The 18,172-nt window shown below is 54.9% G+C and carries 18 protein-coding genes and 1 pseudogene; 4 read left to right on the forward strand and 15 right to left on the reverse strand.

The genetic code is table 11. The features are described 5' to 3' along the window. Positions 1-19: 19 nt before the first annotated feature. The 5 genes and pseudogenes from ACT6RZ_RS05500 to ACT6RZ_RS05520 all read right to left on the reverse strand — a co-directional run. Complete coding sequence (locus ACT6RZ_RS05500) at positions 20-1,147, reverse strand: methyltransferase (protein WP_444701171.1); 1,128 nt, start codon at positions 1,145-1,147, stop codon at positions 20-22. Positions 1,148-1,214: 67 nt separating this feature from the next. Further along, positions 1,215-1,907, reverse strand: coding sequence for a queuosine precursor transporter (locus ACT6RZ_RS05505; protein WP_444701330.1), 693 nt, complete (start codon positions 1,905-1,907; stop codon positions 1,215-1,217). A 14-nt stretch (positions 1,908-1,921) separates the two neighbouring features. Beyond that, complete coding sequence (locus tag ACT6RZ_RS05510) at positions 1,922-2,719, reverse strand: ABC transporter permease (protein ID WP_444701172.1); 798 nt, start codon at positions 2,717-2,719, stop codon at positions 1,922-1,924. Next, the gene (gene nikB / locus ACT6RZ_RS05515) at positions 2,716-3,627 is read right to left on the reverse strand and encodes a nickel ABC transporter permease (protein ID WP_444701173.1); all 912 of its coding nucleotides are present in this window, start codon (positions 3,625-3,627) and stop codon (positions 2,716-2,718) included. Before nikB ends, ACT6RZ_RS05510 begins: the two co-directional genes overlap by 4 nt. Positions 3,628-3,761: 134 nt before the next feature. Further along, positions 3,762-4,238, reverse strand: a pseudogene (locus ACT6RZ_RS05520) (L,D-transpeptidase family protein); the annotation flags it as partial. 148 nt (positions 4,239-4,386) lie between these two features. Here ACT6RZ_RS05520 and ACT6RZ_RS05525 point away from each other — a divergent pair. Further along, positions 4,387-5,079, forward strand: coding sequence for a VIT1/CCC1 transporter family protein (locus ACT6RZ_RS05525; protein ID WP_444701174.1), 693 nt, complete (start codon positions 4,387-4,389; stop codon positions 5,077-5,079). Positions 5,080-5,117: 38 nt separating this feature from the next. On the opposite strand, the gene ACT6RZ_RS05530 is transcribed toward ACT6RZ_RS05525, so the two are convergent. After that, the gene (locus tag ACT6RZ_RS05530; RefSeq protein ID WP_444701175.1) at positions 5,118-6,575 is read right to left on the reverse strand and encodes an ABC transporter substrate-binding protein; all 1,458 of its coding nucleotides are present in this window, start codon (positions 6,573-6,575) and stop codon (positions 5,118-5,120) included. Between the two features lie 16 nt (positions 6,576-6,591). Continuing rightward, positions 6,592-7,950 carry a 23S rRNA (uracil(1939)-C(5))-methyltransferase RlmD gene (rlmD, locus tag ACT6RZ_RS05535; RefSeq protein ID WP_444701176.1) on the reverse strand — a complete coding sequence of 453 codons (1,359 nt, stop codon included), beginning with the start codon at positions 7,948-7,950 and terminating at the stop codon, positions 6,592-6,594. 66 nt (positions 7,951-8,016) lie between these two features. Between rlmD and ACT6RZ_RS05540 the strand changes: the two genes are divergently transcribed. Further along, on the forward strand, positions 8,017-8,529 hold the full coding sequence (locus ACT6RZ_RS05540) for a hypothetical protein (protein ID WP_444701177.1): 513 nt from the start codon (positions 8,017-8,019) through the stop codon (positions 8,527-8,529). Positions 8,530-8,574: 45 nt separating this feature from the next. Here the strand turns inward: ACT6RZ_RS05540 and ACT6RZ_RS05545 are convergent, their stop codons facing one another. From ACT6RZ_RS05545 to cysM, 6 genes are all read right to left on the reverse strand, one after another. Beyond that, positions 8,575-9,357, reverse strand: a complete 783-nt coding sequence (locus ACT6RZ_RS05545; RefSeq protein ID WP_444701178.1) for a 3'-5' exonuclease — start codon at positions 9,355-9,357, stop codon at positions 8,575-8,577. Between the two features lie 186 nt (positions 9,358-9,543). Next, positions 9,544-10,023, reverse strand: a complete 480-nt coding sequence (locus ACT6RZ_RS05550; protein ID WP_444701179.1) for a hypothetical protein — start codon at positions 10,021-10,023, stop codon at positions 9,544-9,546. Positions 10,024-10,212: 189 nt separating this feature from the next. Continuing rightward, positions 10,213-10,602 (reverse strand): YdbL family protein, encoded by a 390-nt coding sequence (locus ACT6RZ_RS05555; RefSeq protein WP_444701331.1) that lies wholly within the window; start codon positions 10,600-10,602, stop codon positions 10,213-10,215. A gap of 92 nt (positions 10,603-10,694) precedes the next feature. After that, the gene (locus tag ACT6RZ_RS05560; protein WP_444701180.1) at positions 10,695-10,949 is read right to left on the reverse strand and encodes a hypothetical protein; all 255 of its coding nucleotides are present in this window, start codon (positions 10,947-10,949) and stop codon (positions 10,695-10,697) included. 47 nt (positions 10,950-10,996) lie between these two features. Further along, on the reverse strand, positions 10,997-12,985 hold the full coding sequence (locus tag ACT6RZ_RS05565) for a hypothetical protein (protein WP_444701181.1): 1,989 nt from the start codon (positions 12,983-12,985) through the stop codon (positions 10,997-10,999). Then, a complete protein-coding gene (gene cysM, locus ACT6RZ_RS05570; RefSeq protein WP_444701182.1) occupies positions 12,985-13,878 on the reverse strand; it encodes a cysteine synthase CysM in 894 nt (297 codons plus the stop codon). The genes ACT6RZ_RS05565 and cysM overlap by 1 nt, the downstream gene beginning before the upstream one ends. A gap of 234 nt (positions 13,879-14,112) precedes the next feature. Here cysM and ACT6RZ_RS05575 point away from each other — a divergent pair, with 234 nt between their 5' ends. After that, on the forward strand, positions 14,113-15,237 hold the full coding sequence (locus tag ACT6RZ_RS05575) for a diguanylate cyclase (RefSeq protein ID WP_444701183.1): 1,125 nt from the start codon (positions 14,113-14,115) through the stop codon (positions 15,235-15,237). A 92-nt stretch (positions 15,238-15,329) separates the two neighbouring features. Further along, positions 15,330-16,313, forward strand: coding sequence for a hypothetical protein (locus ACT6RZ_RS05580; protein ID WP_444701184.1), 984 nt, complete (start codon positions 15,330-15,332; stop codon positions 16,311-16,313). Between the two features lie 54 nt (positions 16,314-16,367). On the opposite strand, the gene ACT6RZ_RS05585 is transcribed toward ACT6RZ_RS05580, so the two are convergent. Further along, positions 16,368-16,871, reverse strand: coding sequence for a disulfide bond formation protein B (locus ACT6RZ_RS05585; RefSeq protein WP_444701185.1), 504 nt, complete (start codon positions 16,869-16,871; stop codon positions 16,368-16,370). A 111-nt stretch (positions 16,872-16,982) separates the two neighbouring features. Continuing rightward, a complete protein-coding gene (locus tag ACT6RZ_RS05590; RefSeq protein WP_444701186.1) occupies positions 16,983-18,008 on the reverse strand; it encodes a lytic transglycosylase domain-containing protein in 1,026 nt (341 codons plus the stop codon). Positions 18,009-18,172: the final 164 nt, after the last annotated feature.

Here is an 18,172-nt window from a genome sequence, read left to right on the forward strand (position 1 = left end):
AACGTTTCCTATTAAAAAACTAAACCGATTTTAACCGATAAAGGCTGGTCACTTCTTTGGAGCGCGCCGCAAATAGCGGATCCTGCTTATCCTGTGCCTTGCCGTGCTTGGGCTGTGTATCTGTCTTCGCTATCACTTGCAGCCCGGCGTCTGCTATCCAGCCCGGCAATTCCTCCGGCTTGCGCAAACCTATCAGCTCTGCCAGATCAGACATCACCAGCCACGCCTCGCCATCCGGGTTCAAATGCGCTTTCAGGCCCTTTAAATAGCCTTTCAGCATCTGGCTATCCGGGTCATACACCGCCTGCTCTATCGTGGTATTGGCTTTGGCAGGCAACCACGGCGGGTTGCAGACGATCAGATCCGCCTGACCTGATGGAAACAGATCTGCCTGTTCCAGCTGGATATTACTCTGCATATTCAGGCGCTGTATGTTTTCGCCGGCACAGATCAGGGCCCGTGGGTTAGTCTCGGTCGCCACCACCTGCTTCACGCCGCGGGTGACCAATACCGCTGCAATGACACCCGTACCCGTGCCTATATCCCAGGCCACTTGCGGGTTATTGAGTGGCGCCTGGTCTATCAGTTCCAGATATTCGCCACGCACGGGCGAATACACCCCGTAATGGGCGTGGATATGCGCGTTGAGTGCCTGGATAGGCACGCCTTTTTTACGCCATTCATGCGCACCTACCATGCCTAACAGCTCACGCAGTGACAGCACCAGCCTGGCAGGCAGTTTGTCTTTTTTCTCGTCTATGATCAGCGCGCCCTGCACTGCCGCTTTCACATCTGGTGCACGCGGTAACTCAGCTTGACCATATTTGAGTTCTATCAGCACTTTGTTAGTGATGTTGGCCCGGCCGATCTGCCGCGCACGGTGCTGGTGAAAGCTTTCCAGCATGGTGGCCGCCGGTTTGACTGGTTTACGGTCCACCCTGCGCGTGATGGCTTGCAATAGTTGCTTGGCGTTCTGAAAGTCGCCGCGGTACAGCAAGGCAGTGCCTTCGCAGGCCAGGCGATAGGCTTCATCCGCTTTGGTGGTATCGTCAGCGATGACCAGCGCTTTGGGCGGCGGGTTGCCCGCCTCCGATTGCCAGTCAGCGGTTTGGGTCTTGTTTTTTTCGTACCAGTTAATTTGGTTCAATGGGGTTCCGATAGGCAAAATATATGGATAAAAAGTAGGAGTGCATAAGCCGCGTTTATATCCCGCGTTAAAGTTTAAACGGGCTAAAGTCCGTATGCGTGTCGTAATAGTCTTCGTTTTCTGCACGCTTGAGAAAGGCAACGGCTTTGTATGTGACTGGTGTAAAAGCCACTTCAACCAGCACTTTGGCCACGAATTGCGCCAACACGATCTGCGGCATCATAGCATCTGGAAACTCGCCAGAGCCATAAAATGCGAGCGGGAAAAACAAGATCGTATCTACCGCTTCACCAAACAGCGTAGAGCCTATGGTACGACTCCACAGCCAGCGCCCGCGGGTGAGTATCTTCATCTTGGCCAGCACGAACGAGTTTACAAACTCCCCGGCCACGAATGAGAGCAACGAGGCAATGGCTATACGGGCGGTAGAGCCGAATACAGACTGATAGGCGGCCTGATCGTGCCACTCTGGTGCCGGTGGCAAGGCCACGATCACCCAGGCCATCAGGCTGGCAAAAGCCAGGCACACAAACCCGGTCCAGATGACGCGCCTGGAGGCAGAGTAGCCATAAACTTCGGTGAGGATATCACCAAAAATAAAGCTGATAGGGAAAAACATGATGCCGGCACCAAACGTCAGCGAGCCGAGCAAAGGTGCCTGGATCTCGGTGATCTTGCCGGGGCCTATGATGTTGGAACAGACCAGCACAACGGCAAACGCCGCCATGATAAAGTTGTAATAGCGATACTGTTTTTTCATCCCCTGGCTCTGGGTCATGGTTTAGTCTCACTGCGCACATCCAGCTTGTCGCGTAACACATCGCCACCGAGGTTGATGGCCAGGATCAGGCTCATCATGCACACACCTACGCTCAGCACATAATGCGGCGCCACCAGCATAAACCTGACCGCATCGCGCAACATGGCACCCCAGGAAGCATTCGGGGCCTGTATACCCAGGCCCAGAAACGACAGTGAAGCTTCGGCGATCATCACGCTGGCCATGCTATAGGCGGCTTCAACCAGCAGAATGGAGATCAGCAGCGGCAATATATGCAGCAGCATGACGCGCAGCGAGCTGGCACCCAGCGATTCGGCCGCCAGCACATGCAGGCGCTCACGCAATGCCAGCGTCTGTCCACGCGACAAGCGCGCATAGGTCACCCAGCCGGTGAGGCATAAAGCCAGGATCAGGTTATTAATGCCGGCGCCCAACACCGCAGCAAAGGCGATCGCCAGCAAAATACCGGGGAAAGCCAGAAAGATACTGGTCACTTGCATCAATGCCTGATCGAGCTTGCCGCCTTTGTAACCGGCGATCAGTCCTATGCTGATCCCTATGGTCATGGTCACTGCCGTGACCACGACGGTGACCAGAAAAGAGACTTCCACGCCGCGTATCACGCGTGCAAGTATGTCGCGGCCCAGATCATCAGTACCCAGCCAGTGTTGCGCACTGGGCCATTGCAAAATAGATTCGAGATCAGTGTGGTTGGGGTTGGAACCTGCGATATGCGCGACCAGCACGGCAAGCAGCCAGAAAGCCAGGGTGGCTAATGAAAAGGTTTTCATCGTGCGCCTCTAGTGCGCGGGTCCAGCCAGCGGTAGGCGACATCGGTCATCTGGTTAATGAGCACATAACTCAGCGCGATCACCAGCACACAGGCCTGAGTCACCGGGTAATCGCGCTTTTCTATGCTATCCACCAGCAGGCGGCCTATGCCGTTCCAGCTGAAAATGGTTTCTGTGATCACGGCCCCCGCCAGCAGGCTACCCATTTGCAGGCCGACGATGGTGACCATAGGTAACAGTGCGGCGCGTAGCGCATGCCGCAATAACACCTGCCGCTCGCTCAAACCTTTGGCACGCGCGGTGCGTATGTAATCTTCGTTCAGCACTTCCAGCAGACTGGTGCGTGTCATACGGGTCAGGATGGCGCTTAAGCCCAGCCCTAGTGTCAGTGCCGGCAGTATGATGGCGGCCGGGCTGCCCATGCCGCTGACCGGCAACCAGCCCAGCCATACGGCGAACACCAGCATCAGCACCGGCCCCAGCCAGAAAGCAGGCATGGCGGCCAGGCGTATACTAACCATGGTCACCATCACATCCTGCCAGTGCCCGGCTTTTAACGCCGACCAGATGCCCAAAGGGATGCCTATCAGCAAGCCTATGCTGAGTGCAGTGACAGCCAGTATCAGCGTGGCAGGGTAAGCCTGTGCCAGCAGCTGCGTGATCGGCGTTTGCGTGTGTATGGAGACGCCGAAATCGCCTTTGAACAGATTGAGCACATACTGGCCGAATTGCACATGCAAGGGCTGGTCCAGCCCAAGCTGGGCCTTTAGCAGCAGCCGGTCTGCCGCACTGGCAGATTCACCCAGCATGACATCGACCGGGTCACCCGGCACCATATGTAACAAGGCAAAGGTCAGGCAAAGCACCCCTGCGATCACTGGCAGCAATGTGGTGACTCGCCTGATCATCCGCCTGCTGTTGCGTTGGGGATGGTCTGGATTTCGCTGCGCCGGGTTCCGCTGGCGTTGTGTTCACTATGGATTTTTTCGTCAGCCTGACTGTAATCGGCTTGATCGTCTGCCTGCTGGCCATCTGCATCCTGGTCCAGAATATTCACGGTAGTGCCTGCCGGCACCTGGTCAAACAAGGCGATCAGATCGGCATTGCGCATGCGCACACAACCGTGCGAGCCAGGCGCGCCAAATTCAGTCTGGTCGGGCGAGCCATGGATATAGATATAGCGCTGCATGGTATCGACATTGCCCAGCCGGTTCTTGCCCGGTTCGCTGCCACTCAACCAAAGAATGCGGGTCAGTATCCAGTCCCGCTCAGGAAACTGCGTCTTCAGCTCAGGGGCAAAGATCTCGCCAGTCGGCCTGCGCCCTACAAATACCGTATTCTCAGGGGCATCAGCACCGATCCTGGCGCGGATGATATGCCTGCCCAGGGGCGTACAACCGCTGTCTTTGACGCAGCCGACACCGTTGGCAGCAGTCGAGACCGGGTAACGGCTGACCAATGCGCCTGCATCGTCAAACAATGTCAGTGATTGTTCAGGGATGGATATATCAATATGCATAAACATTATTCTAAGCGATTTGTGCCGGATTGGATTCAGAATCCGGCATCAGCTGCAGATTTCAGATGACGCGCAGCAGACAGTCAGTGCATGTTTCAGTGACAATTAGAATTACAATGGCAGGCATTCCAATTTATAAGTATTCATCATGCCACATCACGAAATGCATTTTTTACAGCGCAGTGGCTGGCTGAGAGCTTCTGTCCTCGGCGCGAACGATGGCATTATTTCCACCGCCAGTTTGCTGATGGGCGTGGCGGCAGCCGGCGCGGATAACAGCGCCCTGCTGGTGACCGGCGTCGCCGGGCTGGTGGCGGGCGCACTCTCCATGGCGACCGGGGAATATGTGTCTGTCAGTTCGCAGACGGATATAGAACAAGCTGACCTGGCGCGCGAAGCCAGGGAGCTGCAGGACAACCCCGACAGCGAGCTGCGCGAACTCACCGGCATCTATATACAGCGTGGCTTGTCGCCGGATCTGGCGCAGCAGGTGGCACAGGCCTTGTCACATCACGACTCACTGGCAGCGCATGCGCGCGATGAACTGGGCTTGCATGAGGTGAACCAGGCCAGGCCCTTGCAGGCAGCTCTGGCCTCGGCACTGGCCTTTGCCAGTGGCGCCGCCCTGCCCTTGCTCACAGCCTGGCTGGCCCCGCATGCACAGGTGCAAAGCTGGCTGATCTTCACTACCTTACCGTTTTTAGGCCTGTTGGGCGCAGTCGCTGCCCGTGCCGGGGGTGCCGGCATGTGGAAAGGCGTCAGCCGTATCGTTATCTGGGGCGCACTCGCCATGGCCGCGACGGCACTGATAGGCCACTGGTTCGGCGTGCAGGCCGGATAGCGCTGCCAGGATTCAGGGCCAGGGTTCAGGGCCAAAGTTCAGGGGTGGCCAGGCTGGAAGACTATATTGGTCAGACCATCCCAATTGCCGTCCGGCATGGGCTGGTAAGACTTGACACTGGCCTGGTAGGCAGCGAACTGCCCTTCATACCAGAGCGGAATATACGGTAATTGTTCATGAATACGGCGGGTGACTGCCGGCCAGTTCTCGTTTTTCAGCAAACCATCCAGCGCCGCATCGCGGTAACCGCCACGGTTGAAGCCGGCAGGTGGCATACTGCCTGAACCGAATACCTTGCCGTAGATCTCAGGGGTCTTGATGCCCACCCAGGTCAAACCTGACATCTGGAAATTACCTTTTTGCACATCGGCAAAAAAAGTGCCCCAGTCCAGGCTCTTGATCTGCAGGTCTATGCCCGCCGCCTGCATCTGCGCCTGCAGAATGGTGGCCAGGCGTACCCGTTGCGGGTCGGTGCTGGTTTTATAGACCAGCGTCAATGGCAGTTTGACGCCAGCCGACTGCAATAACTGCCTGGCTAATTCCGGCTGGTAGCCATAAGCCTGCAATGTCGGGTTGCCGGCGTAGTGCTCTGGCGGCAGGATGGCATTCGCCTGGCGGCTGTGGCTAACCATCACTTTATCTATGATGGCCCGGGTATCGATGGCATGTGCGATGGCGCGCCTGACCCTGACATCGCGCAAAAACTCGGCCTGTACGTTCAAGCCCAGGTAGGAGTAATTGGCACCGACCACGGTCCTGACTGAAATATCTGCCTGTTTTTGCAGGTATTTGATCAGTTCCGGCGGCAGATCGCCCTGGATCAGGTCGACTTCGCCACGCTTGAGCTTGAGCACCCGCACATTCGGGTCTTTCACCTCACTAAAGCGGACTTTGAGGCCGTCACTAAGCCTGACCAGTTGCAATTCACTATCCCAGCGATCCAGCCTGAACGGCCCGCTGCCCACAGGCGCATGGCCGAAATCATGTCCGGCAGCGATCTGCGCTGCCGGCAAAATGCCTATGATCAGTCGCGCGGCGAAATGCGGGTCTGGCCGGCTCAGTTCAAAATCTATGGTCCGGCTGTCTGGCGTGGTGATGTGCAGGATATGCTTGAACTCAGCCGTGTGTGGCGAGTTTTTCAGTTGTAGCAGGCTCTCATAAGTGGCCTTGACATCGGCAGCCGTGAGCGGCGTGCCATCATGAAAACTGGCGCCTGGCTGTTGCAGCTGAAAGCGGTAATGACTGGGGTCCTGCATTTGCCAGGCAGCCAGCCCGGCCACCTCATGCGACGCGGCATCAAACTCGACCAGCCGCTGGTACAGCAGGTGATTGATACGTTCGGAAGCGGCATCGGTGGCAAATCTCGGGTCCAGGTTCACCGGCGCCTGCGCGACCGCAAACACCAGGGCACGTGGTTCGCTTTCCGGCTGGCAGCCGGACAGACTCAGCGCCAGCGCTAACGTCAACGCCCATCCGAGCAGCCACGTGCCTGCCATTTTATGTAACGACACCTCAGTCTCTTTCAAACAGCGCGATGGATTCAACATGCGCGGTATGCGGGAACATATTCATCACACCGGCCGCTTTCAGGCGGTAGCCTTTGGACTGCGTGAGTATGGCGACATCACGTGCCAGGGTGGAAGGGTTACATGAGACGTAGACGATCAGCTTAGGCGCACCCTGGCCATCATCCGGCAGCGATTTGATCAGTTCCATCGCTCCGTCGCGTGGCGGATCGATCAGCCACTTGTCAAAATAGCCCAGGCCTTGCAACAGCTCCGGCGTCATATCAAACAGGTCAGACTCGGCGAACTCCACGTTGGCTATATGATTCAGGCTGGCGTTCTCTATCGCCCTTTTGACCAGCGCCTGTGCGCCTTCCACACCATAGACTTGCGCGCCACTACGGGCGATAGGCAAGGTGAAGTTACCCAGGCCGCAGAAAAAGTCGGCAATGCGCTCGCCCGCTTTTGGCTGCAACAGCTGCATGGCGCGGCGTATCATGACGCGGTTGATAGCGGGGTTGACCTGGGTGAACTCTATCGGGCTGAATGGATATTGCAGGTTGTATTCCGGCAGGCTGTAATGCAGGCGGTCGCTATGGCCGAACAAGGGTTTCGCCGTATCCGGCCCCTTGGTTTGGGTCCAGAATTGCACGCCATGGGCGGCTTCAAATGCGGCCAGCAATGGCAGGTCACGCTCTTCCAGCGCTTCGAGTATGCGTAGCAGCAGCACGGTCGCATCTTCGCCGACGGCCAGTTCTATCTGTGGCAGGCACTGCCGCACACTTAACTGGCCTATCAACTCCTTGAGTGGCACGATGAGGTCAGAAATGGCTTTAGGCAACACCTGGCAGCTATCCATAAAGGTGACAAAGCTGGTGCCTTTTTCATTAAACCCGACCAGCACACCACCCTTTTTCTCCACATATTTCACGCGCAGACGGGCTTTATGCCGGTATTGCCAGGGTGTGCCCTGTATAGGCGGCAGCATTTTTTCAGGCTTGATACGGCCTATATGCCACAGGTCTGCTTCCAGCAGACGCTGTTTGGCAGCGACTTGTGCCGAAAACTCCAGGTGCTGCATGGCGCAACCGCCACAGGTGCCGAAATAAACGCAACCAGGCGTGACGCGCTGGCTGGACGACTTTAACACTTCCAGCGTAGCCGCCACCTCATAAGTAGGCTTTGAATAGTGGGTAGCGAATCGCACGCGCTCGAAAGGCAGTGCGCCTTCGATAAAAACCACTTTACCATCGACATGGGCGACGCCACGGCCTTCCTGGTCCAGGGATTCGATTACGGCGATACGGGGAGTTTGTTTCGCCATTGACGCTGGCGATAGGCGGGTTCTTTGACGGTTGCTTCTCATAGCTGTTATTTTACCTGAATTGGGCTTACAATCCCTCAACAAGCACTGCAAAATAAGGGAGACCATATGTTAAAACAATGGAGTCTGAGTATTGCACTGGTGATGGCACTTTCCACCTCCGCTGCCTGCCTGGCTGACGAGATCGCCATACAGCAGGATGCACAGGGTGTGAGTTATGTGACTGGCGGCATAGGCTCGGAAGAAGTCGAAGCACTGGAAGCCTTCAAAAAACAATTCAATCTGTATTTCCTGTTTTCTGAAGGCAGGATAGGCCGCCTGGTGGATGATGTGAATATCAGCATCATCGATGGCAAAAAACAGACCGTGTTCAGCCTTGAGCACGCCGCACCCAGATTACTGTTAAGCCTGCCTGCTGGCAAATATACCGCGGTTGCCAGCTATCAGGGCAATACCCAGCGTTACACCTTCAACCTCAGCGCTAAAAAATCACAACGCGTGATCTTAAACTGGAAAAACACCCAGCTTGATGAAGAGTCACGCGAAGATAACCGGCAGGATGAAGTCACGCCTGAAGAGATCAAGAACGACACCAGGGCAGATTCGTCAGGCGCCCGCTAAGGCTAGCTTGCCCACCTGCCAGTCTGCCACTTGTGGCGCAGTTAGCTAGCCGGCCGGGGCCCAGGCCTGCATGAATTGTTGCCAGTGGCTGCCGGTATAAGCAGCCAGGGTCTCACGCACCAGCTGAATCTCTTCGGCGTAGGCGGCGTCAGTCAGATGGCCGCGCATCTTCAAAAAACGTAAATAGACCAGATGCGTATTGGCAACGTCGGTTTCACAGTAATCACGGATAGCCTGAATCTCGCCATCCAGATACGCCTGCCACACTTTGCTGCCATCCATGCCCAGCTTGCCGGGAAAGCCGCATAACTGGGCCATCTGATCCAGCGGCGCATTGGCGCGGCCAGTGTACATCGCCAGCACATCCATCAGATCCAGGTGCCGCGTGTGGTAGCGGCTGATATAGTTATTCCATTTGAATTCCTTGTCATCCTCACCCAGGTCCCAGTAACGCGGCGCGCTGATGCCATGCACCATGGCGCGGTAATGCAAGACCGGCAGATCAAAGCCGCCACCGTTCCAGCTCACCAGGTTGGGCGTGTACTTCTCGATGCCATCAAAAAAGCGCTGGATGATCTCGGCCTCGCTGGAGTTTTCATCGCCCAGCGTCCAAACCCTGAACTGGTTGCCTTCACGCATGGCGCAAGAGATCGCGCACACGCGCTGCAAATGGTGCGGCAGAAAATCAGTGCCATTTTGCTGGCGGCGCTGGTGAAAGGCGACATTGGCGACCTCACTGTCACTCAACCCGGCAGGGAGATCGTGCAATTGGCGTATGCCATCTACATCGGGAATGGTTTCGATATCGAATACAAGACTGCGAAGCATGAGAACAACGATCCGGCTGGATCGCCCCACTAAAAATAATATGGTCGTAACCATAGCACAGGCAATGGCGACCTCACCAGCCGAAAATGCTGATCCTGGCCCAGGCCAGCACAGAGTGGCCAGGCAGCCACTCTTTATTTACCGGCAAGTGCATGCGCTAGCAGCCTGCCGGATCACATTTGAAACCTAGGCGATCTCCAATTGCAGAATATCCTGGCTATTGCTTTCCTGCAGCCACTCGCTGGGCGCTTTGTGCAACCGGATAGGCGCTTTCATCTCATCGCCTTCAAAGGTCAGGATGGCATAGCTGACCTCTTCTGGTGCCGCGATAGGGGTGAATTTGCCAAAGCCAAAATCTGCATTACGCATGACTTGCCAGGCGCCTACAGGCTCGGTGTATTCGGGTCTGGAAAAGTAGTGTGCGATCTGCCTGTCGGTCGCCGTTTGCAGCGCGCAATCATTTTCACGCGATAACACCGACCATCGATAATCCAGGCCATCAGCGATAGGCTGTAATTGCAAGATATACCAGTGCAGGTTTTCACGCACCAGTTGTATCAGGGAACGGACGCGGCCGGTTTGCTGATTCAGGATGTAGTAGATGCCTGAGTCCTCTTGCCGGATAGTTTGGCCCAGCCTGGGTAGAACGAAAAGATTATTTGCCACAACAAACTCCTTCCATCGCAATATGCACTTTATTTGTATGCAATGACCATGCCTGAAACTGAATTCCGGCCTTTTTACTGCTCTGTTTTTCGATTTGTCAGAACGCTAAACAATCGGCCTGCCCGGCCTCTGGCGCACTACCCATGGTCAAATAATCTTATAAAGCTTTTCTATACAAGGCCTTAGCAGCTATTTTTTCTGCCATTGACCGTCGCGCTGCACTGACCAGCCGGGTTGCGCGCGGTCTATCCAGCGCTGGGCGAATGTACGCTGTATCTCGCCTTCCCACTCGGGGTGACCATTTGCGGCAGCAATGCCCTGATACAAACGCGAGCGGTCAGCGTTTTCTTCTTTCGCCAGCGCTGCCAGCGCACTACGTTGGGACAGTGGCACCAAACCTGCATCTTTTACCGCGACGAATCCGTCTGCGGTCAACCCTACCGCGCCTGATTGATAATAAGGTGCCAGCAGTTGATGGCGGCTTTGCATGCTGGCTTTCACTGCGGCGACCGCCGGAGTATTCACATCCAGATCAGCCGCTGCCTGTACTTGTGTAGTCAAAACACCCAGCACCATCATGCTCAATAACAGCTTCTTTAAGATGTGATAGCCATCACGGCTAAATAGTTGCAACTGCAACAAGCACTGTTGCCTGATTTTGCTGAGGGTATTCATGGTGCGGACTCCTGGTTAACAGTTGGGGCGGCAGCCGGGGCCGGGCTGGAAGATGTGCCTGGCGAAGCGGCCGGGGTCTGTCCGGCGGGGGTCTGCCAGATTTCGTCTATCACTTTATCTGCCGCCTTTTCTGCCGCTGCCGCCGGGAAATAGATATTGATAGTGACACAGGCCGTCAGTTCGATCACAGCAGCCAGCCACACGCAAGTGCGCAGCCAGCGCACATATTTGTTATCCATCGCAAAATTCAATTCTGCTTCCTTTCTTATGCACTATAGTCACCCAATACTAGGGTCAACTAATCGATAATGATCTTGCTATTGCTATCTGTCACGCGCTGCATGCGTGCCAGCACATCTTTCCAGCTGACATATTGCGTGTAGCCGTTGACATTGACTGAAGGCGCGCCCTTGCCTTTGACGATCACAAAACCATCCGGGATCGCTTCAACGCCACCCATCTTGCAGATATCACCACGCAACTCACAGCGCAGGCCTATCTTTTCATAGCCGAACTCTTTGAAAAACCGCAGGAAAGTACGTTGCAATGCCGCTGCCGTACCTTCACCACCCAAGGCAGTGATATTTTCCACCGCACGTTGCGAGATCTTTTTTTCAAACGGTCCATCGGCAGTCTGGATGATGGCATCCATATACACAGGTTTCCAGTTCTGCAATTGCAAATGCCTGACATCACCTTCCAGCTTGCCACTGATAGAGCCGAAATTAAAGGTGCGCGTGATCTCGCCCAGGTCTATATCGCGCATGGTGAAATTGGCGTGCAATTTGGGCACCGCCCCCAGCGGGTCATCAATATCCAGGTCAGACATACCGACCATGCCGTTAAACAGCCTGAACTGCATATCACCAGTCATGCGTAACTCGTGGTTGGCATAGGTGATCAATGGCACCGCGCCGGTGATCTGGCCACGCATCACCGGCCAGTCCAGCGCCTGGCTGAATTGTGCCATGCTGATAGGCTGCATCGCCATCTTGACATGCCAGACCATGCTTTGGTTGATCCAGGCTGCGGAAATATCCTGAAAGTCCAGTGCGCCATCGAGGATAGGCAGCTTGAGGCTGGGCGAGGTGATGGAATAACGATTCACTTCAGCCTGCCATTTGGTTGGGCCCAGGGGGATCTTCAGGATATGGCCGGACTGGTAACCCATGGCGATCTGTTTAGGCTGATCGTAATCCCACGGGATATCGGCATTAAAATGGCTGAAACCGAACTTGCCTCGCTGGTCTTCTACGCTGGCATCTGCAATATTCAGGTGGAACCTGAGCGGCTGCAGGCCCTGGGCTTCAAATGACCAGTCAGCCTTGCCAGACACATGCAAATGGCCGAAGGCAGAATTGGGGATCAGTGGCTGGATGAATGCCTGGTAGACGCCATTGAAATCAACATCGCTGGCATCGACTTTCAGTGTCTCGAATGCTTTGCTGACCAGGTTGAAGCGGCTTTGGCTATGCAGCGTGCCCACACCTTGCAAACTGAGTGTGGCCTGTTCTATATCCAGATAAGGCTGGCGATAAAAGCCGCGTATCTCGAAGCGTTTGTTGCCATCGGCAAAATAAAACGGCTGCCAGAACAGCTCGCCCTGCTGCCAGTCGAACACGCCCTGCCAGCGCCAGCCACCCGCTTGCTGGTGCGCAGAAAGATTGACTTTCCCGGTCAGTTTTTCCGCCGCATGCAAGCCCTGGGCATCACTGAACCTTGCCTGCTTGAGCGATAACTCCAGGTCTACACCTTTTGCCATCTCAGCGGTATCCGCGATGTTTTTCCAGGTCGGCGTCACCAGCAGGTCAAACGGGATATGCGAACGGCTATCGCTATATAAACCATCTGCACAGCGCCAGGTTTCGCTGGCCGCTTGTGCCGGCACCAGACAATCCAGATGGAACTTGCCCCACACCTCGTCGTGCAAGGCTTTGACTTCAGCATCTAATGACAACACCGGTTGCCGGGTCTGCTGGCGGTAATCGAGGAAAATACGCGGGTGCCTGACCTGGTAAGGCGGCATCTGCAGCTGATCAGAGGTGATGAGCAAGGTCGGTCGCTGGCTGATATCCAGCGAGATATTCGGTTTATCCAGCGTGGCAGCACCAAATTGCAGACGCTGGGCGTTGACTTTCACCTGCTGCTTGCTGCGTAGATCCAGCACGGCATTGGGTTTATCCAGCTGAAACAGGTCACTGCCTACGCTGTCTGCACTCAGGCTGATTTGTGTGATGGCACAGGCTTGTGCTGACCAGAGAATCAGGCTCAGGCACCAGCTGCGCATCAGTCGGGAAACACCCCGGAAGACAGATATCTATCACCGCGGTCGCAGACGATGGCGACAATCACAGCGTCACTTACTTCCCTGGAAAGTTGTAGTGCCGAATACAGGGCGCCGCCACTGGAGATCCCGGCAAAGATACCTTCTTGCTGGGCCAGTTTGCGGGTGGTGTCTTCAGCGTTTTTCTGGCTGACATAGCGCAGTTCGTCTATACGGCTGGCATCAAAAATCCTGGGCATATATGCCTCTGGCCATTTGCGTATGCCAGGGATCTGGGCACCGTCTTCCGGCTGCACACCTATGATACGTATGGCCGGATTCTGCTCTTTCAGGTATTGCGAGGTGCCCATGATGGTGCCGGTGGTACCCATGCTGGAGACGAAATGCGTGACCTTGCCTTCGGTGTCACGCCAAATCTCCGGCCCGGTGCCTTCATAATGCGCCAGCGGATTATCCGAGTTACCGAACTGGTCCAGCACTATGCCCTCGCCTTCGGCCTGCATCTTCATCGCTACATCACGCGCCAGCTCCATGCTGCCATCCTTGGGCGTCAGCACCAGGTCAGCGCCATAGGCTTTCATGCTTTGGCGACGTTCTATGGTCTGGTTTTCCGGCATCACCAATATCATCTTATAGCCACGCATGGCGGCGACCATGGCCAGCGCGATGCCGGTATTGCCGCTGGTGGCTTCGATCAGGGTGTCGCCAGGCTTGATCTGGCCGCGTTGTTCGGCACGCAATATCATGCTGTAAGCAGGCCTGTCCTTGACCGAACCGGCCGGGTTATTGCCCTCTAATTTGAGCAGTATGGTATTGCTGGTATTCGGGTTGATGCGTTGCAAGGCAACCAGTGGTGTGTTGCCGACAAAGTCATCTAAAGTTTTATATGGTTTCATAACAGGCTGACAGCGTTTTTTCCGAACTAGCCGCCGGAATCATCCATCATTCAAATATCCAGAATTGAGGTGATAATTTAATACACGCGCCAGCTTAATATATGTAAAATTCCCATGAAGTTCCTGACTTAGCTGACGCAGTAGCCATTTTACATAAACTGACCGCATCACAAAAACAATAATTGCCAAGGAAAACGGATATTGAAAAACTGGATCAGCAAGGTGCTTGTCGTCATGTTACGTCCGATCCAGCTTTTCCCGGAATTAACAGATACCGTCAACGTCCGCTATAAAGTCATTTTCCTCAACAATGTGTTCACTTTTGCCGGGCTGGCCTCCCTGGCCATGAGCATGATACGCTGGAACGCAGACCCTTTCCTCGGCAAAGTCGACCTGCTGTTTTCCTGCGTCGCTTTCATCCTGTTATGGATATTGCACAGATACCACAAAATGGTGGAGCTGATCGCCAGCATCGCCCTCTGGCTATGTTTTGTACAGTTCCTGACCGTGTTTTTTGTCGGCAATGGCAATGCCACCCGTAGCGGCCTGTTATTGCTGATACTGGCAGCAGCGTTCTACCTGAAAGGCCGTGTCGCCGGCTACTCCATGCTGGCCATCCTGCTGTCTCTGGTGATAGGCAATCATTTGCTCGGCTTGTTCCCCTCTGATTATAGCGACCTCGACCTGCTGAGCCTGGGCTTTTACCTGCTAGCGCAGTTTTTCATCATCCACAATTACGAAAGCCTGCGCGAAACGCAAACCAGCTATTTAAAAGCCCTGAACAGCGACCTTGAAGCCCAAGTCAAACAGCGCACAGAACAACTGGCGGCCGCCAACCAGGCGCTGGAAATGGAGAAACTCAACCTGACCAGGCTCTCCAGCACCGATCACCTGACCGGGCTAAGTAACCGTCACCATTTTGAAACCAAGTTTGCGGAATATCCACCTAGTGCCAGCAGAAAAACCGCCGATGCGCTGATCCTGATCGATATAGACAACTTTAAAACAATCAATGATACCTACGGCCATGTGCTGGGCGACACGGTGCTGAAAAGTGTCGCCAGCTGCATGCAGAAACATAGCCGTATTTATGACATCACCGTGCGCTGGGGTGGCGATGAGCTCATCATCTATGCGCCACGCACCACATTGAAACAGGCTTGCCAGCTGGCCGAGAAGATACGCAAGCAGATATATGCCCTGCAAATAGACCAGTCAGGGCCTATCACCATCAGCGCCGGGGTCGCCGTTTTGCAGCCTGGCGACAGCCTTTCGCAACTGTTGAATCGTGCCGACAAGGCGCTGTATGAAGCAAAACAGGCCGGACGCAATAGTGTATATGCCGCAGCCCTGGCTTAAGTTATATTAGCGTTAGTTATATTAACGTTTTTTCCACCCATCCCGTTTAGTGTTGATAGATGATATTCAGAAGTAGTGTTTTAATTGGGGCATTGAGTTTATTCAGCCTGCTGGCACAGGCCGAGCAATGGCAAACAGTGCAGGGCCGCGAAAGATTCCTCACCGTCGCGGTAGACCTGGACTCTCTGCAAGTCGGGCAACTCGACGATATGATACGTTTCAGACTGCGGGCAGATGACCATGACGACACCATCACCACCAGGTTCGTGCAGGCATCGTGCAGTGAATTCTCTATGGAAGCCGAACGCGAGGTGGTGTTTCATAAAGCGACCATGTCTGCGGAGACCCTGGACTGGAAAAATGATAGCGGCCTGAAAAACAGCCCGGAGTTCAGCCGCGCCAGATTGTCGTTCTGGGGCATCACCCAGGCGTATGGCCAGGCGATCTCACTGGCTTGTCGCCGTGTAGGCAACCGGGCGCCGGAGCGCTTGCAAAGCATGCCCACTGAGCAATGTGCGCTCTCCAACCCCTTGCGCAAAGTGGCTTGTGCCAGCCACGCCAGCTGGCGCGCCAACTACAAGCTGTATATGTCACGCTCGCATGATGTGATACATAACTGCGGCATTTCAGAAGACCGCATGACCAAGCAGGCCGCCTGGCTGATCAAAAGTGTCATGCGCTGCCAGAATGAAAGTTGCGGCAACGAGATCATGGAAGGCTGGATACACAAGCGTGGCGAAGATATCGCCAACGTCATCCATATGCAAAAGCAGGCCGCTTATGCCCAGAGTAGCCAGCAGGCACCGTTGTGCCAATCGCTGAATCAGGCCGACCAGGCGATCGCCAGCATGCAGACGGAAGAGATCTACGCCAAAGCCAAATATCTGGGCTGCCTGAAACGCGAGACCGCCAGATTACGTGCCTCCGACATCCCCCACGATATGCTGTCGCAGCTGGCTGAGCATTCATGCGAAAACCAGTTTCAGGAGTGGCACGAGACGATTTCCAGGCAATCTGCCATGCTGGATCAGCCGTTGCCAGGGTTGAAAGCCAGGCCCCTGACCAGGCAGGATTAAAACTATGCGCTGCCCAGGCTGGATTAAAACAATGTCCGTTTAACGCAAGCTGGTTTAACGATTGCAACGTCTGACGCAGAACAGAAACACCGCGTAGCTGCCAAACAGGACAAAGCTGATCAAGCCTAGTTGCGGCAGGGTCAGTCCGAGCAACGTCCAGTCTATTGCGGCGCAATCACCGGTGCCGCGAAACACCAGCGTCAGCGCTTTCTTCAGCGGGAAGTTCTCAAACATGTAATCAAAGCCCACACCGCAGTCGGCAATGATCTCGTCCTTATGCACCTGCAACCACCAGTGCCGGATAGCCACCCCTACGCCACCCAGCGCGGTGAGCACTTCAACCACCACCAGCGCGCCGCTCAACCACGACCTGGGCGGAACAAAAGCATGCAGCAGGAACACCACACCCAGGCCCATAAAGATGATGCGCTGTGAGATACAGAGTGGACACGGCTCCAGCTGGTAATTCACCTGTATGGCCAGCGCCAGTGCCACTATGCCGAAACAGGCCAGAAACCCCAGTATATAGCCGCCCTTGCCTTTAAACACTTGACACATTAGATGCTCCTGCGCACTGAATAAAACTGAAATTGTAATGGATATTGCGCTGATGCGGCTGATGGTCTGAGCAGCGTGGCTGAATTTTCATGACTGCTTGCATGCGCCCTGTCAGGAGGCAGCAGCTGTATTCTCGCTCTGGCGCATGGCTGATTTCTGCCTGAGCTCATGATGTTTCTTTTTGTAATAATGCGCGATGCGTTTCACATAACTGCGCGTTTCCGGGTATGGTGGAATGCCCTGATGCCGCTGCACGGCGTTTTCGCCGGCGTTATAGGCAGCCGCCACCAACTCCACATCGCCTTTAAAATAATTGATCAGCCAGCGCAGGTATGACAATCCGCCTTTGATATTCTGCTCGGGGTCATAAGCATCCTTGACATGAAACCTGGCCTGGGTAGCCGGCAATAACTGCATCAGGCCCTGTGCCTGTTTGCGCGAGGTGGCTTTTGGGTTAAAGCCTGATTCCACCGCGATCACCGCCATGGCTAGGTCTACATCCACGCCATAGACAGGCGCATGTTTTTTCACCAGCTGATACACCGGGCCGCGCTTGCGGTACAACATCTGTGCTGCGGAATTCTCCTGGCTATGCATGCACGCCGGCAGTTTTGCCAGTTCAACATTGCCCGGCTCTTTATCCAGCCACTCCCTGGCATCGCGGTGGCCTTGTATCGCCGCCAGGCTGAAAAAGCGCGCCGCAATATCATGGTTGACTGCCACCCCTTTGCCAGTGCTGTAAAACCAGCCCATGGCAAATTGCGCATCGGGATCATGCGCTTCACCGGCGAGGGCACAATAATGGGTATATGCCTGCTCATAACTGCTTAAACCAAGGGCATTCCTGGTACCCGAAGCGAGGCTGGTTTGCAGCTTGATAAACTGCTTGTAAGCGTCATTCTGCATTCTGGACTGCTCACGGCTATAGCTGACCACAGGCTCGCTGGCCTGAGGGCTGTCGTCAGTTTCAACCGCTTGCGCTGGCTCTGGCGGCGGGCTTGCCAGCTCTTCATGCAAGGCAGCGGCTTCGTCGGCGCTGGACGGCAGTGACCATAGCGTCAGGCAGGCCATGGCAAAGCACAGTGCAGTCACCAGGCATGCATTACGCAATGGATAAGTATATGTTTTTACTAGCATTTAGATACAGTTTTTGACAGCCTTTTCAAGCATGCACATCACAGACCCGCCAGGTCAGACTATTTATTATTGACTGGTCCGGGCAGCCAAAGTGCCCGTTATCAGCGTTAAAGTTTGGCTAAAAAATTTAGGCAAATATTATTTTTATTTCTATTTTCTGCTCG

This window comes from Methylophilus sp., from assembly GCF_052437885.1.
GTDB lineage: Bacteria > Pseudomonadota > Gammaproteobacteria > Burkholderiales > Methylophilaceae > Methylophilus.